At 59.1% G+C, this 23320-nt stretch carries 21 protein-coding genes; 13 read left to right on the forward strand and 8 right to left on the reverse strand.

Going from position 1 to position 23320, the window contains the following annotated elements; translation table 11 throughout:
• Positions 1-8 precede the first annotated feature (8 nt).
• Positions 9-1859, reverse strand: coding sequence for a methyl-accepting chemotaxis protein (locus C7964_RS04225; RefSeq protein ID WP_181417098.1), 1851 nt, complete (start codon positions 1857-1859; stop codon positions 9-11).
• 211 nt (positions 1860-2070) lie between these two features.
• Between C7964_RS04225 and C7964_RS04230 the strand changes: the two genes are divergently transcribed.
• The 5 genes from C7964_RS04230 to C7964_RS04250 are packed head-to-tail and all read left to right on the forward strand — an operon-like array spanning position 2071 to position 8645.
• Complete coding sequence (locus C7964_RS04230) at positions 2071-4146, forward strand: hydantoinase/oxoprolinase family protein (protein ID WP_110278373.1); 2076 nt, start codon at positions 2071-2073, stop codon at positions 4144-4146.
• Positions 4143-5828, forward strand: a complete 1686-nt coding sequence (locus C7964_RS04235) for a hydantoinase B/oxoprolinase family protein (protein ID WP_110278374.1) — start codon at positions 4143-4145, stop codon at positions 5826-5828. The genes C7964_RS04230 and C7964_RS04235 overlap by 4 nt, the downstream gene beginning before the upstream one ends.
• Positions 5828-7030 carry an NAD(P)/FAD-dependent oxidoreductase gene (locus C7964_RS04240; RefSeq protein WP_110278375.1) on the forward strand — a complete coding sequence of 401 codons (1203 nt, stop codon included), beginning with the start codon at positions 5828-5830 and terminating at the stop codon, positions 7028-7030. Before C7964_RS04235 ends, C7964_RS04240 begins: the two co-directional genes overlap by 1 nt.
• Positions 7027-7812, forward strand: coding sequence for an HpcH/HpaI aldolase family protein (locus C7964_RS04245; protein WP_110278376.1), 786 nt, complete (start codon positions 7027-7029; stop codon positions 7810-7812). The genes C7964_RS04240 and C7964_RS04245 overlap by 4 nt, the downstream gene beginning before the upstream one ends.
• A complete protein-coding gene (locus C7964_RS04250) occupies positions 7809-8645 on the forward strand; it encodes an NAD-dependent epimerase/dehydratase family protein (RefSeq protein WP_110278377.1) in 837 nt (278 codons plus the stop codon). The genes C7964_RS04245 and C7964_RS04250 overlap by 4 nt, the downstream gene beginning before the upstream one ends.
• Here the strand turns inward: C7964_RS04250 and C7964_RS04255 are convergent.
• Genes C7964_RS04255 through C7964_RS04265 form a run of 3 tightly spaced genes read right to left on the reverse strand, consistent with a single transcriptional unit; the run spans position 8642 to position 9951 of the window.
• Positions 8642-9067 carry a DMT family transporter gene (locus tag C7964_RS04255; protein ID WP_110278378.1) on the reverse strand — a complete coding sequence of 142 codons (426 nt, stop codon included), beginning with the start codon at positions 9065-9067 and terminating at the stop codon, positions 8642-8644. The two genes, C7964_RS04250 and C7964_RS04255, sit on opposite strands and share 4 nt — an antisense overlap.
• Positions 9064-9531: a DMT family transporter gene (locus C7964_RS04260; RefSeq protein WP_110278379.1), complete on the reverse strand. Its 468-nt coding sequence runs from the start codon at positions 9529-9531 to the stop codon at positions 9064-9066. Before C7964_RS04260 ends, C7964_RS04255 begins: the two co-directional genes overlap by 4 nt.
• Positions 9532-9549: 18 nt before the next feature.
• Positions 9550-9951 (reverse strand): hypothetical protein, encoded by a 402-nt coding sequence (locus C7964_RS04265; RefSeq protein ID WP_110278380.1) that lies wholly within the window; start codon positions 9949-9951, stop codon positions 9550-9552.
• A 282-nt stretch (positions 9952-10233) separates the two neighbouring features.
• Here C7964_RS04265 and rpsD point away from each other — a divergent pair, with 282 nt between their 5' ends.
• The 7 genes from rpsD (at position 10234) to C7964_RS04300 (ending at position 17861) form a co-directional block, all read left to right on the forward strand.
• Positions 10234-10854: a 30S ribosomal protein S4 gene (gene rpsD, locus C7964_RS04270; protein WP_055296059.1), complete on the forward strand. Its 621-nt coding sequence runs from the start codon at positions 10234-10236 to the stop codon at positions 10852-10854.
• Positions 10855-11004: 150 nt separating this feature from the next.
• Positions 11005-12090 carry a histidinol-phosphate transaminase gene (gene hisC, locus C7964_RS04275; protein ID WP_110278381.1) on the forward strand — a complete coding sequence of 362 codons (1086 nt, stop codon included), beginning with the start codon at positions 11005-11007 and terminating at the stop codon, positions 12088-12090.
• Positions 12090-13013, forward strand: a complete 924-nt coding sequence (locus tag C7964_RS04280) for a prephenate/arogenate dehydrogenase family protein (RefSeq protein ID WP_110278382.1) — start codon at positions 12090-12092, stop codon at positions 13011-13013. Before hisC ends, C7964_RS04280 begins: the two co-directional genes overlap by 1 nt.
• Positions 13010-13831 (forward strand): extensin-like domain-containing protein, encoded by an 822-nt coding sequence (locus tag C7964_RS04285; protein WP_286163754.1) that lies wholly within the window; start codon positions 13010-13012, stop codon positions 13829-13831. Before C7964_RS04280 ends, C7964_RS04285 begins: the two co-directional genes overlap by 4 nt.
• Positions 13832-14017: 186 nt before the next feature.
• The gene (gene ileS, locus C7964_RS04290) at positions 14018-16978 is read left to right on the forward strand and encodes an isoleucine--tRNA ligase (protein WP_110278384.1); all 2961 of its coding nucleotides are present in this window, start codon (positions 14018-14020) and stop codon (positions 16976-16978) included.
• Complete coding sequence (locus tag C7964_RS04295) at positions 16978-17415, forward strand: PaaI family thioesterase (RefSeq protein ID WP_110278385.1); 438 nt, start codon at positions 16978-16980, stop codon at positions 17413-17415. The genes ileS and C7964_RS04295 overlap by 1 nt, the downstream gene beginning before the upstream one ends.
• Positions 17412-17861: a methylated-DNA--[protein]-cysteine S-methyltransferase gene (locus C7964_RS04300; RefSeq protein ID WP_110278386.1), complete on the forward strand. Its 450-nt coding sequence runs from the start codon at positions 17412-17414 to the stop codon at positions 17859-17861. The genes C7964_RS04295 and C7964_RS04300 overlap by 4 nt, the downstream gene beginning before the upstream one ends.
• Here C7964_RS04300 and C7964_RS04305 read toward each other — a convergent pair.
• The 4 genes from C7964_RS04305 to fsa form a co-directional block, all read right to left on the reverse strand.
• Positions 17858-18556 carry a CDP-alcohol phosphatidyltransferase family protein gene (locus tag C7964_RS04305; protein WP_110278387.1) on the reverse strand — a complete coding sequence of 233 codons (699 nt, stop codon included), beginning with the start codon at positions 18554-18556 and terminating at the stop codon, positions 17858-17860. The two genes, C7964_RS04300 and C7964_RS04305, sit on opposite strands and share 4 nt — an antisense overlap.
• Positions 18557-18598: 42 nt before the next feature.
• Positions 18599-19513 carry a tyrosine recombinase XerC gene (locus C7964_RS04310; RefSeq protein ID WP_110278572.1) on the reverse strand — a complete coding sequence of 305 codons (915 nt, stop codon included), beginning with the start codon at positions 19511-19513 and terminating at the stop codon, positions 18599-18601.
• A gap of 4 nt (positions 19514-19517) precedes the next feature.
• Positions 19518-20213, reverse strand: coding sequence for a DUF484 family protein (locus C7964_RS04315; protein WP_110278388.1), 696 nt, complete (start codon positions 20211-20213; stop codon positions 19518-19520).
• 148 nt (positions 20214-20361) lie between these two features.
• A complete protein-coding gene (gene fsa / locus C7964_RS04320) occupies positions 20362-21015 on the reverse strand; it encodes a fructose-6-phosphate aldolase (protein WP_110278573.1) in 654 nt (217 codons plus the stop codon).
• Positions 21016-21098: 83 nt separating this feature from the next.
• On the opposite strand from fsa, the gene C7964_RS04325 reads away from it, so the two are divergent.
• Entirely contained in the window at positions 21099-23291 is a 2193-nt protein-coding gene (locus tag C7964_RS04325) for a primosomal protein N' (protein WP_110278389.1), read from the forward strand.
• Positions 23292-23320 lie beyond the last annotated feature (29 nt).

The raw sequence follows: 23320 nt of genomic DNA on the forward strand, positions 1-23320 counted from the left end.
AATATGGTTCAGGTCCCTGTCGCCAAACGTGGCGTGTTTTCGATCACTGCAAAACGCCCGATATTCTGCTCACTGCCAAGCCGTTCTGGCGTGCGGAACCCTTTCAGGGAATCGGACAATCGCAGAGATTCGTCACGTAAAAAGCGCACCGCAGTGCCCGTCTGTTCGACCATCGACGCATTTTTCTGGGTCATATTATCAAGGGTGCGGACACTACCATTGATTTCATCAAGATCGCTGGCCTGCCGGCGGACGGATTGCGCGATATCCGATACGAGCCCGCCGAGGGATTCGACATGCTCCAACACTTCACCAAGCTTAAGCCCCGTGTTCTGCACCAGTTTATTGCCGGATTGAATTTCCGCAGCACTGGTTGATATCAGCGCCTTGATTTCCTTTGCCGAATCCGTGGCGTTCTTGGCAAGCCCGCGCACTTCGGAGGCGACAACAGCAAAGCCGCGACCTGCATCACCGGCGCGCGCCGCTTCAACGCCTGCATTCAATGCAAGCAAGTTCGTTTGAAAGGCAATATCTTCGATCACGCCAATAATCTTGGTGATTTCACCCGAGGACGCCTCAATGCGCCCGATCGATTGCATCGCGGCTTCCAACGCCGTGCGGCTATCCGACGACAGCGATTGGCTGCGGGTTGCCGCCGCATCAGCCTGATCCGCTTTCTCTACGATCTGCGTTGTCTCTTCGGTCAAGCGGTTCAGCGATGTCGCGGAGTCCGCCAGTGTTTTGGCCTGACTGTCGACGCGCGCTGCCAGTTCAGCGGATTCCGAACCGATAGACTGGCCAATTCTTTCGACTTCATCGGCAATGCTTCCAATGTCTGAAATAGTCCGCGACAGGTGTGTCACGAAATGGTTAAAGTCATCACGCAGCGCGGCATAGTCCTGTGGGAAACTTTCGCCATCACGCGCAGCGACCCGCACCATCAGATCCTGTTTCGCCAGCTTTTCCAGTGCATCGCGCAAGGCGCTGACAGCGAAGGCCTGCTCCGCTTGTGCGGTATCAGAGGCCTGCTTGACGGCTTCCGCGCGTTTCAATTCGTCCTGAAATCCTGAAATCTCTTTTGCGATCGCACCGATCTGGTCTTTGCGTGTGATGAAGGGAATTGTCTGATGCAACTGGCCCTGTGCCACTTGTGAAATCCGGTCTGCCAAAATGCTTAGCGGGCGTAAAAGCCACGAAATCAACACTGCCAAAAGACCTGCTCCGAGCAAAATAATCGCTGCCGCCGTTCCGGAACCCAACCAGAAGCTTGATGCAAGTGCCGCGTCGATCCGCGTGCGCTCGACGCCCACGTAGAAAATCCCGATCACGTCGCCACGGCTATCGATGACGGGTTCGTAGATCGTCAGATAGGGCTTGCCGAGAATCACCGCCTCGCCACGAAATGTCCGCTTGTTTCTCATGACATCGAACACCGGATTGGCAGTCCCCAAGGCAGTCCCCACTGCGCGTTCCCCGTCAGGTTTGATAATGTTTGTAGTGCGTCGAATGAAATCACCTGCGTTCTGATCCCAAACAAACACGGTGGCTGTTTCCCCTGAAATCGCACCCACGCGGTCGATCAAACGGTGGTCATCAAAGGCAGGAATCGCATCCCAGTTCACGGATGTGACAGCGCCATCTGCCCCGTAAGTCACTGTGATATCGTCGAATTGATCCATGAAAGTTGATGTCAGGATGCGCAGCCCTGTATTTTGTTCCAACTGCGCTTTTTCCAATAACGTCTGTTTCTGTGAATATTGCAGAACGCCGATCACCATCGCGAAAAGAGCGGCGATAAGGATCACCGAACTCATGATCAATTGACCACGCAGTGACATGTTCGAGAGGAAATTGCGCATGCGGCGTACTCCGGATTTACAGTCTGGCCGCCGTTCTCGCGCAAAACTGTTTTCAAACAGTGAACGCAGGCCAAAGAGTGATACGATTTTCAATCGTAAACGCGGATTGTGCGCCGGTAAAAAATTCTCCGCCAAGTGCGTCAAAGCCGTTTGTATCGCCGAAATATCGCTTCTAAGCTGACGCAGAATTTGCACGTGAAGGAGCCCCGCAATGCAGCAACACATACGTATGGGTGTGGATATTGGCGGCACCTTTACGGATGTGGTGCTTGAGGTGGGGGATGCGCGCTATTCCACCAAGGTACTGACTACCTATGCCGCCCCCGAAAACGCGATCATCGACGGGATGCATCAGGTCTGTGACAAGGCAGGCATCAAGCCTTCCCAGATTGATCAGATCATCCACGGCACAACCCTTGCCACCAACGCATTGATCGAACGGCGCGGCGCGAAAACAGCGCTGATTACCACCGAAGGTTTCCGTGACGTCATCGAGATGCGCACCGAGAGCCGCTTTGAACAATATGATCTGAACCTGCAATTGCCCGAACCGCTGTTGCCGCGCCAACATCGCTTTACGCTCAGGGAACGCATTGACGCGCGGGGCGATGTGCTCGTCGCGCTGGACCGCGCGGACATCGAAGCGCTGGCTGATGAGATGGCTTCTTACGGCTTTGAGAGTATCGCTATCGGTCTGCTTCATGCCTATCTGAACGACAGCCATGAACGCATGATCCGTGCGGTTTTTGCCGAAAAACTGCCCGACGTGATGATATCGCTGTCGTCCGAAGTGTCGCCGCAGATGCGCGAATATGAACGCTTCAATACCACCGTGGCCAACGCCTATATCAAGCCGCTGATGAAATCCTATCTGGGTCGCCTGAAGGGCCGATTGACCGACGAAGGGGCGGACTGCCCAATCTTCCTGATGCACTCGGGGGGCGGGATCATCAGCCTTGAGAGTGCGGCGGAATTTCCTGTGCGGCTGGTGGAATCCGGGCCTGCGGGCGGTGCGGTCTTTGCCGCCGATATTGCGGCCCGCTATGGCCTGAACAAGGTACTGTCCTTTGATATGGGCGGGACAACGGCCAAGATTTGTCTGATCAAGAATCAAACCCCTAAGACCGCACGCGTCTTTGAGGTCGCGCGTACCTATCGCTTCAAGAAGGGCTCGGGCATGCCCATCTCGATCCCTGTCATTGATATGGTCGAGATCGGGGCGGGGGGCGGCAGCCTCGCCCATGTCGATGCGATGCGCCAGATCCGTGTTGGCCCTGAAAGTGCAGGATCAGAGCCGGGTCCGGCCTGCTACGGACGCGGCGGCGCGCGCCCTGCGGTAACGGATGCGGACCTGACACTGGGCAAGCTGGATCCCGACCATTTCGCAGGAGGGTCGATCAAACTTGATGCTGCTGCCGCGTCGCAGGCGCTGGGCACATTGGGTGCGCCGCTCGAAATGGATGCGCAAATGGCGGCCTTCGGGCTGGCTGAAGTCGTAGATGAAAACATGGCCAATGCTGCGCGCGTACATGCGGTGGAAAACGGTGAAGATCTTGCCAACTACACCATGATTGCCTTTGGTGGCGCGGCACCGCTGCACGCGGGACGGCTTTGTGAAAAACTTGGCATCGACCGGTTGCTGGTGCCAACGGGCGCAGGTGTCGGCTCGGCCATCGGTTTCCTGCGCGCGCCATTCAGTTTTGAGGCGACACGCAGTGTTTACATGAAGCTTTCCGGTTTTGCGCCGCAGGTGGTCAAGACACTGCTTGCTGAAATGGAGGCCGAGGCCACGGGTTTCGTACGCACCTGTGACGCTGATGCGCCGATCAAAGCCGAATACAAGGTCTATATGCGCTACACTGGCCAAGGCTGGGAAATCCCGATCAGCTTGACGCCCGAGCAAGCGCAGAACCCTGACGCGGCAGAGTTCCTTGCACTTTTTGAGGCGGATTATACCACGCTCTTCGGGCGCACAGTGGCAGGGATGGATGTTGAAATCACCGTCTGGGCGGTGAATGCCACGACCGAGGTGGCGGCGGTTGAAACGATTGGCGCAACACCGGGCGGCAAGGTTGCGGAGGTGTTGAACAGCCGTGCACTTTTCGACCCGATCAAAGGCGCGCCTTCCGCCGCGGCCATCGTCCCGCGCGCGGCCCTTTCTGCGGGTGATTGGGTCGCGGGCCCTGCGCTGATCACCGAGGATGAGACGACCATTGTCGTCCCCGCAAGCCGCACCGCCACAGCACGCCCCGATGGCACCATCGACATTACGGAGAAACGCACATGAGCAACGTTGCATTTCAGGTCATGTGGAACCGCCTGATCTCGGTTGTCGAGGAACAGGCGCAGGCGCTGGTCCGCACCGCGTTTTCCACCTCTGTGCGCGAGGCAGGTGATCTTTCTGCCGGCGTTTACAATGCTGACGGCCTGATGCTGGCACAGGCGGTTACAGGCACGCCTGGCCATGTGAATGCGATGGCCGATGCTGTCGCCCATTTCATCCGCCGGATTGGCCGTGAGAATATCCAAGAGGGCGACGTCTATATCACCAACGATCCATGGGAAGGCACCGGCCATCTGCATGATATCACCGTCGTGACGCCGTCATTTCATAACGGTCACCATGTGGGCTTTTTCGCCTGTACAGCCCATGTGGTTGATATCGGCGGGCGGGGTTTTGGCGCGGATGCGGCAAGCGTTTACGAAGAGGGCATCTATATCCCGATCATGAAACTCGCGGATCGTGGCAAGGTGGATGAGACCCTGATCCGCCTGTTGCGCGGCAATGTGCGCGAACCCGATCAGTTGATCGGTGATATCTATGCGCTGGCCACCTGCAACGAGATCGGGCACCGGCGGCTGACCGAAATGATGAACGAATTCGGCCTCAGCGACCTGACAGGTATCGGTGATTTCATCCTCGAAAACTCGCGTCGCGCGACGCTGGAACGGATCGCAGCCTTGCCCCGCGAAACCGCGAAGGGTGCGATGCGGATCGACGGGTTTGACCGGCCCATTGATCTCAAAGTCAGGCTTGAGATCGCCGGGGACCGCATTTTATGTGATTTCGCGGGCACATCCGGAGTGGATAAAAAAGGCATCAACGTGCCGATGGTCTATACCAAAGCCTATGCCTGCTATGCGCTCAAATGCGCTATCGCGCCGGAAATCCCCAACAATGCGGCATCATTGGCGCCGTTCGAAGTGACGGCCCCCGCAGGGAGTATTGTCAACGCAGTCCATCCTGCGCCTGTCGCCTTGCGCCATATCATCGGCCATATGATCCCCGATACGGTGTATGATGCGCTGGATAAAATCCTGCCTGCCACTGTGCCTGCCGAAGGGGCGGGGTGTCTGTGCAATTTCCAGGTCTCTTTGCGCCCCGCTCCCGGCCACCAAGGGCGCAGGTCCGAGGTGCTGACTTTCAACTCCGGCGGTGCAGGTGCGCGGCCCACCGTGGACGGGCTGAATGCGACGGCCTTTCCTTCGGGCGTGATGACCATGCCGATCGAGGCGACAGAACACACCGGCCCGGTCATCATCTGGCGCAAGGAACTGCGTCCTGACAGCGGTGGCGCCGGGCAGTACCGCGGCGGTCTGGGACAATATATGGAGGTCGGTGCCACGGCAGGGCATGAATTTGATTTCTCGGCCATGTTCGACCGTGTCCATCACCCCGCCCGTGGACGGCAGGGCGGGCAGGATGGCGCGCCGACGGCAATTGCACAGGATGATGGCAGCGTCATGCAAGGTAAGGGGAAGCAGTTTGTCCCTGAAGGCAGACGCGTCATGCTGGCTTTGCCCGGAGGCGCAGGCTATGGCCTCGCCTCCGCACGCGATCCCGCGCTTGTGAAACGCGATCTTGCGCGTGGGTATATTTCGGCGACATCTGCCCGTGATGATTATGGTCTGAGCGCGGACGAAATTGCGGCTGTTCTTGCGGCTGTCAGCAAAGGGGAAACCGTGTGATGCAAGCGCCTGAGCACGCAAACTATGACGTCGTCATCGTCGGTGGGGCGATCTACGGATCGGCCGTCGCTTGGTTCCTGACTGACAACCCCGATTTTGACGGCACGATCTTGGTCGTCGAACGCGACCCGACCTATGAATTCGCCTCGACCTCGCACACCAATTCCTGCATCCGCCAGCAGTTCAGCGAGGAAATCAACGTGCGGATTTCCCAGTTCGCGGTAGATTACATCAAGAATTTCCGCGCCTATCTGGGCGGCGATGCCCGCATCCCGCAACCGCTGATCCATAGTTTCGGCTATCTCTATCTGGCCGATAACGAAGGTTTTGCCGCAGCGCTGCGCGAAGCCCAGAAAATTCAGGCGGCTTGCGGTGCGGGCACACAGCATATGAGCCGTGATGAAATTGCGCAGGCCTATCCGTTCTATCAGCTCGATGACATCATCGCGGGCAACCACAATACAGTTGATGAAGGGTATTTCGACGGTCACACGCTTTTTGACTGGTGGCGGCGCATGGCCAAAGAGCGCGGCGTGACCTTCCTGACCAACGAAGTGGTTGCGATGAACCGCAACGCCGCAGGCACCCGCGTGGAGAGTGTGATCCTCAAATCAGGCGAGGTTGTGGGCTGCGGCACGGTCGTCAACGCCTCGGGCCCGCGCGCTTTGCTCACTGCCCGTATGGCGGGTATCGACATGCCTGTCGAGCCGCGCAAACGTTACACCTTTGTGTTTGCAGCCGAAAAGCCGCTGGACCGCGATCTGCCGCTGACGATTGACCCCTCGGGCGTACACATGCGTACCGACGGCGCCTATTATATGGCGGGCTGTCCGCCCGATGACGACGGGCCTGTCGATTATGCCGATTTTGCCGCTGACCATAGTATCTGGGAAGACAAGGTCTGGCCGATCCTCGCAACCCGTATCCCGCAATTCGAGGCGATCAAGCTGCGCAATTCATGGGTCGGGCATTATGCCTACAACACCTTCGACCAGAACGCGATTTTGGGGGCACATGACGCGGTCGCGAACTTTGTCTTTGTGAACGGATTCTCGGGCCATGGTTTGCAGCAGTCCCCCGCCATCGGGCGCGGCACGGCGGAATTGATCACTTATGGGGAATACCGCACGCTGGATCTGACCCCGTTGAACTTTACCCGCATCGCGCAGGGTGCCCGCTTTGTCGAGAAGGCCGTGATATGAAGATGGCGCCCAACGCCTTTCTGGCCGCAATCCGCGCAGGCTGTCCGCAAATCGGGCTGTGGATCAGCCTGTCGCACAATTATGCCGCCGAGGTGGTGGCAAGTGCGGGCTATGATTGGCTCTTGGTCGATATGGAGCACGCACCAAGCGATATAGCGACTGTTCTGGGCCAATTGCAGGCAATCGCGCCGCATGGTTCAACCGCCATCGTGCGCCCGCCATGGAACGACGCTGTGATCGTGAAGCGCCTGTTGGATATGGGCGCGCCAGGGTTGCTCTTCCCGATGGTCCAGTCGGTGCAGGAAGCGCAGGCCGCAGTCGCCGCCTGCCGCTATCCACCCAAAGGTGTGCGGGGCGTGGCCGGGTCCATCCGCGCCAACAGCTTTGGGCGGATCACCGACTATTATGCCAAAGCAGGCGATGAAACAGCCGTGCTGGTGCAGGTCGAAACCCGCGCGGCCGTGGCGCAGGCGCTAGAGATCGGTCAGGTCGGCGGTGTGGATGGCGTCTTCTTTGGTCCCGCCGATATCGCCGCCGATATGGGGCTGCTCGGGAAACATATGTCGCAGGAGGTCTGGGACCTGATCCTGCCTGCGGCGCGCAAGCTGATGGATGCGGGCATTCCTGTGGGCACCTTGGTGACGGACCCTGTGTTCGCGGCAAAGCTGCTCTCTGACGGTTTCACGTTTGTGGCCTGCGGCACCGATACGAATTTGCTGGCCAAAGGGGCCGATGCATTGCTGGCGCAGATACGCGCCACGACAGAAAAGGAAAACACATGAAAAAACTCGTTCTCACAGGGGCCGCGGGCCGCCTTGGATCATATCTGCGCGAGCCGCTGACAAAGATGTGCGATGAGCTTGTCTCGACCGATCGCGCTGATGATATCGGCACGCTTTATCCGGGTGAAAGCTATGTGCAGGCCGATCTTTCCAGCCTTGATGCCATGCTCGAGGTCATCAAGGGGGCCGATATGGTCGTTCATTTCGGGGCCATCGGGGATGAGGCCCCTTGGGACGATATCCTGCAATCCAACATCATCGGTGCCTATAATGTCTGGGAGGCGGCCTACCGTTGTGGTGTCAAGCGCGTGGTCTATGCTAGTTCCGTCCATGCGGTGGGCATGCACCTGAAAACAGACACCATTGGATTGGACGCACCCCACCGCCCTGACACCTACTATGGACTGGCCAAGTGTTTCTGCGAGGATCTGGCGAGCCTTTATTGGGATAAACGCGGGATCGAGAGCGTGTGCATGCGCATTTTCTCTTGTGCGCAGGCCACCAACGCCCGCAGCATCGGCACCTGGCTGTCTTATGACGATCTGATCCATCTTGTGGAGCGGTCCATCGACAGCCCCGTGGTGGGGTTCACCGTAGTCTACGGCATTTCCAACAATGACCGCGCGGTGGTGGATAACAGCAAGGCGGGCCATCTGGGGTATCGCCCCAAAGACAACGCCGAGGTTTTTGCCAAAGCGGTCTTTGCCGACACCCCGCCGTTGGACAACAAGGATCTTGCAAATCTGTGCATCGGCGGGCCTTTCGCGACGGTGGAACTGGGCAACTCCGGCGTGGCCGCCCTTGGCGTGGTGGATGACCGCAAGGAGACCTAAGGCTTGCGCCCTTGCGCGACCCACATGCCCGCAAGGATCAACGCGACCCCCAGTGTGCGCGCCCACATATTGCCGGGCGCGCCCATAATGATGTCCAGTACCACACCTGAAATCATCTGCCCCGCGATGATCATCAGCGCGGTCTGGGCTGCCCCGATCCTTGCGATCAACCAACTGCCGGCCGCGATAAAGACCACGCCCACAGGTCCACCCAGATAGGCCCACCATGGAGCCTGCGCCGGTTCGCCCGCGAATAACCCGCCCACTGCCAGCGCCACGCAGGTGATAAAGACCAGCCCCACAAGATGGTTCCAGAACGACGATTCCATTGCCGAGGTCGAGAGTGCCAGCCGCCCGTTAATTTGGCGGCTGAGTGACACCAGAACGCCAGCCAGAATGGCGAGGGCAGCAAAAAAGATCATGTGCTGCTGCCAAAAAAGATCAGGATCAGACTGCCCGCGATGATCAGTGCCAAGGCCACAAAATCGCGCCACATCGGCATCCGCTGGGGCAGGCCGAACAACCCGCGCATATCTGCAAACAGGCTAAATACCATCTGGCCCGCCAGCCCCAGCGCGATGGTCCCCGACAGGGCCAGTGCTGAATTCAACGTCGCCGATGTTAACATAACCGTTACCGCCCCCGACACACCCCCCAGATAGACCCAAAGCGGCGGGCGCGCCGCCTGCGCACGTTTCGGACGCAAGACCAGCAAAAATAGCAGCGCCGCGACACTGCCCGTTAGATGGGGCACCCATGATGCAAAGAACAGCGACCCGTAGGCGGCCAATGTGCCATTGAAGAGCACCATAAAGGATAACAACCCGCCCGTGCCAAAGGCGGCGGCAAAATGCAGTGGATGATTTGAAAGCTCAGGCTGCGACATAGTCGCAGGTGTCACTCTTTAGACGCGGGAACGCAATTGCTGTTGGCGCTTTATCGCACCAAAATATTGCTTGGGCCGCTCGGGACGTGACGATTTGATATCGCGCAGTTTGCGGATCAGCTCCCGCCCGGCCCTGGGCAGCCCGTAAGATGCATAGCGCGACATCCACGAGGGCAGCTCTTCAACCGCATGGGCATGCAGGACCATCTTTCTTTCCTGCGCAGTCAACTGGTCAAAAGGCACCTCACAGGTTTCCCTGCGCATCAGGTCAACACAAAGCGCCATCAGGCTCTGTTCCGCGTCATCAAGAGTTGGGGCAGCAAATGTTGTGAGATACCGGTCAGCCAATTGATGATTCAACTTGGCGAAGCGACGCCGCACCAATTGATGACCAAAAAGCCAGATTGCCACAACACTCATGAACAAGAACAAAATACTCACTGGCAACACCGATCCATTTTACTGCCCCACGATACCTTATGTAGTACACGTTTGTCGATAATTCGTCTTAATTAGTACATTCCCAAGTCGTTCAGATAACAGAAGATGAATATGTTGTTTCGTCGTTGACACCTCATGCAGCCGCTTTATAAGCCGCTTATTCATTGGTGTTGGTGGCCCGCGCAAGCGGAACCCTGTCGTCCCGGCCAAATCCGGGGAAAGGACAACGCCCTTCGCAATATAAAAGAAGGAGATCAGCGTATGACTAAACGTACCGCTGCCAAGTACAAAATTGACCGCCGGATGGGCGAAAACATCTGGGGTCGTCCAAAATCACCCGTCAACCGTCGTGAATACGGCCCCGGCCAGCATGGTCAGCGCCGCAAGGGCAAACTGTCCGACTTCGGAACACAGCTGCGCGCGAAGCAAAAGCTGAAGGGTTATTACGGCGACCTGACCGAAAAGCAGTTCCGCCGCATTTATGGCGAAGCCGAGCGTGTAAAAGGCGATACAGGTGAAAACCTGATCGGTCTGCTCGAGCGTCGTCTGGATGCCGTTGTTTACCGCGCCAAATTCGTGCCAACCGTCTTTGCTGCGCGCCAGTTCGTGAACCACGGCCACGTCACAGTGAACGGCAAGCGCGTCAACATCCCGTCCTACCGCGTAAAGGAAGGCGACGTGATCGAAGTGCGCCAGAAGTCCAAGCAGCTTGAGCTGGTTCTGGTCGCGTCCCAACTGCCAGAGCGCGATGTGCCTGATTACATGGACGTCGACCATAACAAGATGACAGCGACTTTCGTGCGCACACCGGGCCTAGGCGATGTGCCATATCCGGTCACGATGGAACCAAACCTCGTCGTCGAATTCTACGCCAAGAACTAATCCTGGCAATTCTTCGGCGATATGCCGGAGCACACTCTTCAAGGCCGCTCCGATCCGGGGCGGCCTTTTCATTTCCAAGGCCCACCAATCCACTGGCTTTGCATCCTGCGGGGCGATAGAACGGGCGAAACGAGACGGGAACGGACTTTCATGGCGGACGGCATTCAACCCCAACCGGGCATTCTGGACATCGCACTTTACAAAGGTGGCGATGCACATCTGGACGGCGTCAGCAATGTGCTCAAGCTGTCGTCAAACGAAAATCCTTTAGGTCCAAGCGACGCCGTCAAAGAGGCGATCGTGCGGGCAACCCATGATTTGCACCGCTATCCGCCAACAGACCACGCGAAACTGCGTGCAGCGATTGCAGAGGTTTGGCATGTCGATACCGAACGCGTTTTCTGTGGCGTTGGTTCTGGCGATGTCCTGAAACTTCTGGCCGAGGCCTATGCCGGCCCCGGTGATGAGGTTGTCTTTACCGAACACGGCTTCTCCATGTATCCGATCTATGCCCACGCCTGCGGTGCGACACCCGTCGTGGTGCCCGAGAACGAGCGCGTCGTTGATGTGGATGCGATCCTTGCGGCCTGCACGGACAAGACGAAACTGGTCTTTATTGCCAATCCGGCCAACCCCACGGGCACAATGATCGGCAGCGCCGAGGTGGCACGTCTGGCCGAGGGTCTTCCGCCGCAAGCGCTTTTGGTGCTGGACGGCGCATATGCGGAATTTGTCGACGGGTTCGATGCAGGCAAAGCCTTGGTCGAAGCCCGCGAGAATGTCTTCATGTCGCGCACGTTTTCGAAAATCTACGGCCTCGGCGGCATGCGTGTGGGTTGGGGCTATGGCCCTCAGCCGATCATTGATGTGCTCAACCGCATCAGAGGGCCTTTCAATCTTTCTTCAGCTGCACTCGCTGCAGCGGAAGCAGCGGTGCGCGATACCGCGCATACCGAAAAGTGCCGTATCGAGAACGCCAAATGGCGTGATTGGCTGGCGAATGCTCTGGCCGAACTGGGCGTGCCATCTGATACTTCTACTGCCAACTTCATCCTTGCGCGGTTTGCCGATGAGGCCGAGGCGACAGCCTGCGACGCGCATCTGCGTGCAAATGGGATCATTGTGCGCCGTGTTGCGGGCTACGGCCTGCCGCACTGCCTGCGGATTACGATCGGTGATGAAAGCGCCTGTCGCCGCGTCGCCCATGCGGTCGCGCAGTTCAAAGGGGCCAAGTGATGGCCAAGGTATACGACCGCGTTGCGCTGATCGGGCTTGGCCTGATTGCCTCCTCCATGTGCCACGCCATGCGTCGTGCAGGTCTGGCCGGTGAGATCGTGGGGTATGCACGGTCTGATGCAACACGCGATACGGCGCGCGAGATCGGGCTTTGCGATCATGTCTATGACACGGCAGCAGAGGCCGCCAAGGACGCAGACCTTGTGGTGCTCTGCGTGCCGGTCGGCGCCATGGAAAGCGTCGCGCAGGAAATCGCTCCGGTCCTGAAACAAGGTGCCACGGTCAGTGATGTCGGTTCCGTCAAAAGCACGGTGATCGAGGCCGTGGGTCCGCATATCCCCGAGGGCGTACATTTTGTTCCCGCGCACCCGCTGGCAGGCACCGAACATTCGGGTCCGCGCTCTGGCTTTGCAGAGCTTTTTGACAACCGTTTCTGCATCATTGTTCCTATTGAGGGGTCCGAGCGTGCCGCCGTTGACCGGCTGATTGACCTGTGGCGCGGCATGGGCGCATTGATTGATGAAATGGACGCCGAGCACCACGATCTGGTGCTGGCGGTGACCAGCCACACGCCGCACCTGATTGCCTACACGATGGTTGGTGTCGCCGACGATCTGCGCCGTGTCACCGATAGCGAAGTCATCAAATACTCTGCTGCCGGTTTTCGCGATTTCACCCGTATCGCGGCCTCGGATCCTGTGATGTGGCGCGATGTTTTCCTGAACAACAAAGAAGCGACACTGGAAATTCTGGGACGTTTCACGGAAGAGCTCTTTGCCTTGCAACGCGCCATCCGCCAAGGGGACGGGGATCATTTGCATGATTACTTTACCCGCACCCGCGCGATCCGGCGCGGCATTATCGAGGCAGGCCAGGATACCGACGCACCTGATTTTGGCCGCGTGAAAGTGCGCAAAGAGTGAAGCGTTGGGCGATCCTCTGTATCGCCATGGTCCTGTCTGGCCCAGTGATTGCGCAGGATATCGTTCGCCCTGTGGCACGCCCTGTTTCAGAAACGCTGCCTGAAAATACCGTCAGGCCAGTTGCGCGCCCCGTTGCGCGCCCGCTTCTCGAATATGGCGCGCAGACGCGACCAGTGTTCCGCGCCGAGCGCAACCTTTTCGCCTTTAGTCCGAATGCCATCGCGCTGTCTTTGCGCCCTGCGGTGCGCCCCGCCTCCATCGAAGCCGCCGCGGAAGAGCGGCGTCTTGCGCGCGCGCGCGGACAGGTCTGTGGCAATCCCGCGATCCAAGGCACAGTTGTCGGCACGATCAACGGGGCAGGGGCCTGCGGGGTGACGGATGCGGTGAAACTACGCTCTGTTGCCGGTGTCTCTCTCAGGCCGCAGCCGACGATTGATTGCCGCACAGCGCGTGCGCTGAATACGTGGGTCGAACGTGGCGTTCTGCCTGCAGTGGGCGGCGAGGGTGGTGGCGTGTCCTCTTTGCGCGTTGTGTCACACTATGCCTGCCGGACGCGGAACAACCAACCTGGTGGGCGCCTTTCGGAACATGCTTTTGGACGGGCGATTGATATTGCAGGCATCCAGTTGCGCGATGGCAGCGAGATGACGCTGCTGACAGATTGGAACTCGGCTGATCATGGGGCGCAATTGCGCGCAATGTGGCGGGCGGCGTGCGGACCATTTGGGACAGTGCTTGGCCCCGAGGCGAACCGCTTCCACCGCGATCACTTTCATTTTGACACCGCACGCTATCGCAGCGGGTCGTTCTGCCGCTGATCCGTGCCAAGTCGTGCTTTACCCTTTTGAACGCTAGGCCTATAAGCGCACACATGTTGCGGCAGATGATCATAAGCATTATTTGCCCGGCGGCCTGAAACCTTTCACGCCTGCCGGGAAAAGGTGTCAGCGTGCGCGCACCGATCCAACGTGATAAATCCATATGACTGCTAAAGGACGCCACCCATGTGCGCCGAAACACCCGACTATAAACAAACCCTGAACCTGCCCCGCACCGATTTTCCCATGCGCGCCGGATTGCCCAAGCGCGAGCCCGAGTGGTTGGAACGCTGGGCGCAGATCGGCGTCTATGACCGCCTGCGCGAAAAGGCCGAAGGACGCAAACCTTTCACCCTCCACGATGGCCCACCCTATGCCAACGGGCATCTGCATATCGGCCACGCGCTGAACAAGATCCTCAAGGATATGGTCGTGCGCAGCCAGCAGATGATGGGCCGCGATGCCCGCTATGTGCCCGGTTGGGATTGCCACGGTCTGCCGATCGAATGGAAGATCGAGGAGCAATACCGCGCCAAGGGCCGTGACAAGGATGACGTGAACGTCGTCGATTTCCGTCAGGAATGCCGCAAGTTCGCCGAAGGCTGGGTGGATATCCAGCGCGAGGAATTCAAGCGTCTGGGCATCACCGGCAACTGGGCCGATCCGTATCTGACGATGAATTTCCACGCCGAACGCGTGATCGCCGAGGAATTCCAGAAGTTCCTGATGAACGGCACGCTCTATCAGGGCTCCAAGCCCGTGATGTGGTCGCCGGTTGAGAAAACCGCGCTGGCCGAGGCCGAGGTTGAATACCACGACCGCCAGACCGATGCGATCTGGGTGCGGTTTCCTGTGGCCCCTGCGGGTGAGGAACTGGCGCTGCTCGACGAAGCCACTGATTTTGACGACGCTCTGTTCGATATCGCAACCGATCTCAAGAACGCGACAGTCCTGATCTGGACGACAACGCCTTGGACCATCCCGCAGAACCGCGCGGTCTGTTTTGGCCCCAACATCGCCTATGGCCTCTATGAAGTCATCGGCCGTCCCGAGGAATGCTGGGCGACTATCGGAGAGAAAATCCTCGTGGCCGACGCGCTCGCTGAAGAGGTTTTTGCTGCTGGTCGTTTGGTCGGTGACGAGATGATCCGCCGCGTCCGCGATGTGTCGACTGAGGAACTCGCGGCGCTGACCCTCGCCCACCCGCTGCGCGGCGCCGAAGGCGCGTGCGGTGAATGGGACTTTGATGTACCCCTGCTTGCTGGCGAACATGTCACGAGTGACGCCGGTACCGGCTTTGTGCACACAGCCCCCAGCCACGGTGACGATGACTATGCCATCGGGGTCAAGCACGGCTTGCCGATGACCTATAACATCCTTGATGACAGCTCTTACCGCGATGACCTGCCGTTCTTTGCGGGCGAGTGCATCCTGAAACCCAACGGAAAACCCGGTGGTGCGAACAAGGTCGTCATCGACAAACTGGTCGAGGTCGGCGCGCTGCTGGCGCGTAAACGCATCACGATCTCGGACGCGCATAGCTGGCGCTCCAAAGCGCCTGTGATCCGTCTGAACCGCCCGCAGTGGTTTGCCGCCATCGACAAACCCGTCGGTGACGGTCAGGACGACTACGGCACGACGATCCGCGAGCGCGCGTTGCGGTCTATCGACGAATTGGTGACATGGACCCCGAAAACAGGCCGCAACCGCCTTTATTCGATGATCGAAGCGCGCCCTGACTGGGTGCTGTCGCGCCAGCGCGCATGGGGTGTGCCGCTGACCTGTTTCGTCAAGAAGGACACGCAGCCCACAGACCCTGATTATCTGCTGCGTGATCCAGAGGTGAACGCACGGATCTTGGACGCTTTCGAGACTGAAGGTGCAGATGCTTGGTACAAAGAGGGCGCGAAAGAGCGGTTTCTGGGCAACACGGTGAATCACGAGGACTACGTGCAGGTGTTCGATATCCTTGACGTCTGGTTCGACAGCGGTTCGACCCACGCTTTCGTCCTGCGCGATCGCGCCGACGGGTCCGAGGACGGCATGGCCGATCTCTACCTCGAAGGCACAGACCAGCACCGCGGGTGGTTCCATTCATCCATGCTGCAGGCCTGTGGCACAATGGGCCATGCACCTTATCGCGGGGTTCTGACCCACGGGTTTACGCTGGATCAGAAGGGCATGAAGATGTCCAAATCCATCGGCAACACCATCGCACCCGAGCAGGTGGTCAACCAATATGGCGCGGATATCCTGCGGCTCTGGGTGGCGCAGTCGGACTATACGGCCGACCTGCGGATCGGGGATGAAATCCTCAAAGGTGTGGCCGACAGCTATCGCCGCCTGCGCAACACCATGCGGTATATGCTGGGCTCGCTGGCCGATTTCACCGAAAGTGACCGGATCGCACCTGCCGAGATGCCCGAGCTGGAACGCTGGGTTCTGCACCGTCTGGCGGAACTGGATACCCAAGTGCGCGAAGGCTATGCGCGCTATGATTTCCAGGGCGTGTTCCAGGCTGTCTTTACCTTTGCCACCGTTGAACTCTCGGCCTTCTACTTTGATATCCGCAAGGACGCGCTTTACTGCGACGGCGACACGACCCGTCGCCGTGCTGCGCGCACTGTGCTCGATATCCTGTTCCACCGCCTGACCAAATGGTTAGCCCCGATGCTGACCTTCACGATGGAAGAGGTCTGGCTGGAGCGGTTCGGGGCGGACGACAGCTCGGTCCACCTTGAGGACTTTGCCGAAACCCCTGCCGAATGGCGCGACGATGCGCTGGCTGCGAAATGGGCCGAGGTGCGTAAGGTCCGCCGCGTTGTGACCGGCGCGTTGGAGGTCGAGCGTACCGCAAAGGTCATTGGCGCCTCGCTTGAGGCGGCACCGACTGTCTATGTCAACGCCGACACCGCCAAGCTGTTGGAGACCGTCAGCTTTGATGATCTCTGCATCACATCAGGCATCGTTGTTTCAACGGATAACGCGCCAGAAGGTGCGTTCACGCTGGACGAAGTGGCCAATGTCGCGGTGGTCTTTGGCCGTGCGGAAGGCGAGAAATGCCAGCGCTGCTGGAAAATCCTGCCCGATGTCGGCACCCATACACACGCAGGTGTCTGCGGGCGCTGTAACGAAGCACTCGGCTGATGGAATATGGTGATCCCAAGTCTGTGGAACGCATGCTGGCGGATTTCGACCGTCAGGGTGCGATGCAGACTATGGGGATCACCGTCGCGGATGTGGCACCAGGGCGCGTGATCCTGCAAATGCCGTTCAATCCGGCGTTTTCCCAGCATCACGGATTCATCCATGCAGGCACGGTCACATCGGGCATGGATAGCGCCTGCGGCTTTGCCGCGCTGACGTTGATGGACGCGGAAAGCGAAGTGCTGACCGTGGAATTCAAATGCAGCTTCATGGCGCCCGCAAAGGGCCAGTCATTCCGGTTTGAGGGCAATGTGCTCAAGTCCGGCCGCACGCTGACCTTCACCGAAGGCCGCGCCATCGCGATCGACGGAACGCAGGAAAAGACGATCGCCACGATCACGGCCACGATGATGGCGGTGCGCGGACTCAAGCCGTGATTTGCGCTCATTCGCCTGTGGGCGCGTTGGGGGCAGATGCGGTTGATGGTGCCGTGACGGCATTGCATTGGGGGCGCGAGGGTACGCTGACCGAAGGGCCGCTACACCAGCAGATGGCCGATGAACTCTCGGCTTACTTTGCAGGAACGCTCCGGCAATTCCGCACGCCGGTGGCGCCGCGAGGCAGTGCGTTTCAACAGCGCTTTTATGCGGCACTCTGCGCCATCCCCTATGGCGAAACCCGCACCTACGGCGATCTGGCCAAAGAGCTTGATGTTTCCGCGCAAGCCATCGGGCAGGCCTGCGGGGCCAATCCGATCGCGATCATTATTCCGTGTCACCGGGTCTTGGCGGCGGATGGTTTGGGCGGATATTCCGGTGCTGGCGGGATTGAGGCGAAGGTCGCCTTGCTGCGGCTTGAAGGTGCAGCCGGTTTGTTGATTTAGGCGGTTTCGCGGGCCGGAATGACCTGCTGGGCAACCCCTGCAAAAAGCAGGTAGACCGAAGTCAGGACCAAGCCCCAATGCGCCCAGCTGTTGGGATGGAAATCCACCCAAGCGGCCCAGCCTGCAAAGAACGTCCACCCCAAGGCCATCGGCAAGGTAACCACCCGCCAACGCTCGGTCCGGACCGGATGGACGAATTTCAGCGGCGCAAACATGGTGATGGCAAGGCTGCCGACCAGTACAAGGGACACCCAGAAATTGGGCTGCAAAGCAAAGATCACCAGCACCAGCATATTCCAGCATCCGGGAAAGCCGGAGAATGAATTATCTTTAGTTTTCATGCGTGTATCAGCAAAATACATGGCGGACGCAAAGGTGATGATGATAATCGCGAACCACCCCGTCCAACCGGGCAAAAGGCCGGATTTGAAAAGCGCATAGGCGGGTACAAAGACGTAGGTCAGATAATCAATGATCAGATCGAGCAGCACACCATCAAAGGCGGGCGCGTTGGTTTTGACGTCATATTTGCGCGCCAGCGGCCCATCAATGCCATCGACAAAGAACGCAACCACGAGCCAAAGGAACATCAGGCTCCATTGTTCTTCGACTGCGGCTAGCATGGCCAGCATGGCAAAAACGGCACCGGTTGCAGTGAGGAGGTGAACGAGAAGAGCTTTTGCGCGAAGTGTCATGAAACCGTCATGGGGGAAAACAAGTGGAGGGGCAACCAATTCTCAGGCTTTTGGATGTGCCTTTTCATAAACAGACATCAAGTGTGCCGCATCGACTGCCGTATAGGCCTGTGTGGTTGAAAGAGAGGCATGGCCCAACAGCTCCTGAATGGTGCGCAAATCGCCGCCTGCGGCCAGAAGATGGGTGGCAAATGAGTGGCGCATCGCATGGGGTGTTGCGGTGGCAGGCAGGCCCAGTTGCAGGCGGGCCTTTTCCATCACCTTCTGGATCGCGCGTGGTGACAGGACGCCGCCACGGGTGGCGCGAAATATCGGGGCGTCGTCGGCGACGGGATAGGGGCACAGGCGCAGGTAGGCGTCCACTGCATCACGCGCAGGGGCAATCACGGGGACGATCCGTTCCTTGTTCCCTTTGCCGACGATCCGCAACACATCAGGCAAGGGCACGTCGCGGCCCGTAAGGCCCAGGGCCTCGGAAATTCGCAGGCCACAGCCGTAAAGGAGTGTCACAACCGCAGCATCCCGCGCGGCAATCCAAGGATCGTTCGATTGCAGTTCAACCGTCTCGATCATCTCCGAGGCGGCGTCTATTTCAAGCGGGCGCGGCAGTTTGCGCTGGAATTTCGGGGCGCGGGTGGCCAGGACGGCTGTGGGCTCGAACCCTTCGCGCTCTGCGAGCCAGCGGTAGAAGGATTTCACCGCCGACAAGGACCGCGCCAAAGAGCGCGCGCCGACACCACGGGCACGCTCATGGGCCATCCATGCGCGCATGTCGCGGATCGTGACGCGGGCGATGGGAGCAAGACCCTGGCTGCCACCATTATGCGCGGTCATGAACGCCAGAAACCCGAGCACATCGGTTTGATACGCCTTCAATGTATTCTCGGCGGCCCCGGCCAGCGCACGCTGGCCTGCGAGCCACGCGCCCAAGGCGTCTGAGAGCGCAGGCGCGATCATCGCATCAGGCCAGCCAACGGCGGACGACCCGTTCAAAGACTCCAACAAAGAAGGTCAGTAGGTCGGTGCCCTGTTGCGGTGTGAATTGCTGCGGGTCTTCACTGCCCATGACCAGCATGGCGGGAAGGCGATCGGGGCCGAGGTCAACCTTCAGGCAGGCCTCGGATTTGATGTATTCTGCGCGCGCACCATAAAGGCTGCCGCCGACTTTGTGGAATTCACGCAGGGTGATCTGGCGGGCAGGCATGTTGCGACCTAGGGTGATATATCCGTCCACATAACCCTCGGGCATGATTGCTATAGCGTCGCCTGTGGCGCGTTGCGTGTCTTGCAGGTTGCTTTCCAGCACAAGGCGGACCGCATCAACGCGCAGGATATCCGCGACCTCTCCGGAAAGATCCGCGAGGAAGCGTTCAAAGGTGCTTGCATCCAGCATCCGCAGGATCGCGCGGTGGATTTGATTGGTGCCTGCAAGATTGTCATAGGCGGCCGCAATAACACTGCGGTGGGTGTCTTCAAGGCGGTCGAACCGCGCCTCGAGCCGTTCCATGGCGACCGACCGGAGATCGACGATATTGCCGGCATTCTGGTCTGCCTTCGCCCCCACGAGGGCGCGCATCACGTCCACATCGTCCAAAAGAACATCGGGGTTTGCGATGATCTTCTCGCGAAGGTCATCGGCCATCAGTGTTTTATTCATGAGCCTGCTCTGCTTTGTTTTTTGATAAACTAGCAGAGGGTTGGGGGGCTTGTCGCAGGGTTTTTGCGGACAAGTCAAAGGGCGTGGCACTTTTGCCCTAGTTTGCTGAAGGTAAGGTGGATCAAGATCCACCTTACCTGACTTGTCTTTAGAGAATTTTGATACCGGCCTTGGCGACATCCGCCATGAACCCGTCCAGACCTTTGTCCGTCAGGACATGGTTTGCCATTGCCTTGATCACATTTGGCGGTGCCGTCGCGACATCCGCACCGATTTTGGCACATTCGCTCATGTGGTTGGCGGACCGGATCGAGGCGGCAAGGATATTCGTGTCAAACCCGTAGTTGTCATAGATCGTGCGGATATCCTCGATCAGTTCCAGACCGTCCATGTTCAGATCATCCAGCCGTCCGATGAAGGGGCTGATGAAAGTCGCACCCGCCTTGGCCGCCAAAAGCGCCTGGTTCGCGGAGAAACACAGCGTGACGTTGACCATGATCCCGTCGTCCGACAGCGTCTTGCAGGTTTTCAGACCCGCCCATGTCAGCGGTACTTTGACTGCAATATTGTCAGCGATCTTGGCCAGCTTGCGGCCCTCTGCCAGCATGGTGTCGGCGTCCAGCGCCACAACCTCGGCAGAGACGGGGCCGGACACGATGGAACAAATCTCTTTCGTGACTTCCAGAATGTCACGGCCCGATTTGGCGATCAGCGAGGGGTTCGTCGTGACCCCGTCAACCATCCCGAGGTCATTGAGTTCTTTAATCTGGTCGATCTCGGCGGTATCTACGAAAAACTTCATCTGTTCACTCCAAAGCGGGGTTGGTGTTTGATGATGCAGCATTTACCTGATCTGCAAGGCGGCGGAAACCCTCAAAGGCGGATATGACCGATAGCTTTTTCCACGAAGGTGATCTTGTTGGTGTTTTGACAGCGCAACCGCTTGATCGCCTGCTTGACTACAAAGCACCTGAGGGCGGATGCCACCTTGGTGCCTTTGTCGAGGTGCCCCTGGGCCCGCGCAAGGTGCTGGGTGTCGTGTGGGGTGCGGGCAAGGGCGACTATGACCGCGCCAAAATCCGGTCGGTCATCCGCGTGCTGGATGTGGCCCCGATGCGCGAGGAGATGCGCGTTTTCCTGACGCGCGCTGCCGAATATACCCTGACGCCAATGACCGCGATGCTGCGCCTTGCGACCCGCGCACCGGGCCTTGGAGAGGCGCAGTCGATGCGCAAAATCTACCGTTTGGGCGATCAGACACCCGCCCGTATGACCGATGCGCGTGAAAAGGTGCTGGGCGTCTTGCGCGACTATGGCGGGCTGTCGTTTACCTTGGGCGAAGTGGCCGAGATGGCGGGGGTGGGCACGTCCGTTGTCAAAGGGCTGGTCAAACTGGGCGCGGTATCCGAGGAGGAGGCCCCGCGTGATGTGCCCTATCCGCAGCTTGATCCCGACTATGGCGGCAAGGCGTTGAGCGCGGATCAGGCAGCAGGTGCCGAAACGCTGCGCGCCGCGTTGCGCAGTGATACTTACGGCACCACCTTGCTGAAAGGGGTCACCGGATCAGGCAAGACCGAAGTCTATCTTGAGGCGGTCGCCGAATGTCTGCGCATGGGCCGTCAGGCGCTTGTGCTGTTGCCGGAAATCGCGCTGTCGGGCGAATTCATCAACCGTGTCGAGGCGCGGTTCGGGATGAGGCCGGCTGAATGGCATTCTGGCGTCACCATGACAGAACGCCGCCGCTGCTGGCGCATGGTAGGGCAGGGGGATGCGCAACTAGTGGTTGGCGCACGCTCGGCGCTGTTTCTGCCCTATCAGAATCTTGGGCTGATCGTTGTCGACGAAGAACATGACACCTCCTACAAACAAGAGGACGGCGTGCTGTATAACGCCCGCGATATGGCGGTTCTGCGCGCGGCAATCAATGGGGCGCAGGTGGTCTTGGCCTCGGCCACACCCAGCCTTGAGAGCTGGGCGAATGTCGAGGCAGGCAAATACACGCGGTTGGAACTGACATCGCGTTTTGGGGCGGCGGTGATGCCGAAGATGGCGGCGATTGACATGCGGGTTGAGGATATGCCCGCGGGGACGTGGGTTTCACCCACCCTACGGGACGCGATGCGGAAGCGGCTTGAGAAGGGCGAGCAATCGCTGATTTTTCTTAATCGGCGCGGCTATGCGCCGATCACGCTCTGTCGGGCCTGTGGGCACCAGATTGGCTGTGATCATTGCGATGCGCGGATGGTCGAGCACCGGTTTCTCAAGCGGTTGATGTGCCATCAGTGCGGCGAAACAAAACCTTTGCCTACCAAATGCCCAAGCTGTGATGCCGAAGACCGGCTCAGTGCTGTTGGTCCCGGCGTGGAGCGTATGGGCGAGGAGGTCACAGCACTTTTCCCTGACGCGCGTGTTGCTGTGCTGTCTTCTGATCTTTACGGCTCGGCCCGCGCGATGAAGGCGCATATCGAAGAGATTGCCGAAGGTGGCACGGATATTGTCATTGGCACGCAACTGGTGGCCAAAGGCCATAACTTTCCGTTGCTTACGCTGGTCGGTGTGATTGATGCCGACCTTGGCCTGCAAGGATCGGACCTGCGCGCGGCTGAACGGACCTTTCAACTGATGCGGCAGGTTGCGGGCCGTGCAGGGCGGGCGGAGACCCCCGGCGAGGCACTCTTGCAGACCTATCAGCCGGAACATGCAGTGATCCGGTCTATTCTGGCGGGCGATGAGGAAAGCTTCTGGGCCGCTGAGGCGGCAGAGCGCAAAGCCGCAGGCGTGCCGCCTTATGGTCGGATGGCGGGGATCATCCTGAGCAGCCCGAATGTGCAGGAGGTCTTTGATCTGGGCGCGGAAATGGCGCGCATGGATGGGCCGTTGCGCCAGATCGGGGCGCAGGTCTTTGGGCCGGCACCGGCACCCATTGCACGGGTGCGCGGGCGGCATCGGGTGCGGCTGCTGGTGAAGGCAGAAAAATCCGCGCCGCTACAGCAGGCGCTTGCCAAATGGGCGGGGCAGTTCCGTCTGCCTGCAAATCTGCGCATGGCGATCGATATCGACCCGCAGAGTTTTTACTAGCGCATCGGAGCCTCCGGCGGGAGTATTTC

The sequence above is a fragment of the Loktanella sp. PT4BL genome (assembly GCF_003201935.1).
Classification (GTDB): domain Bacteria; phylum Pseudomonadota; class Alphaproteobacteria; order Rhodobacterales; family Rhodobacteraceae; genus Yoonia.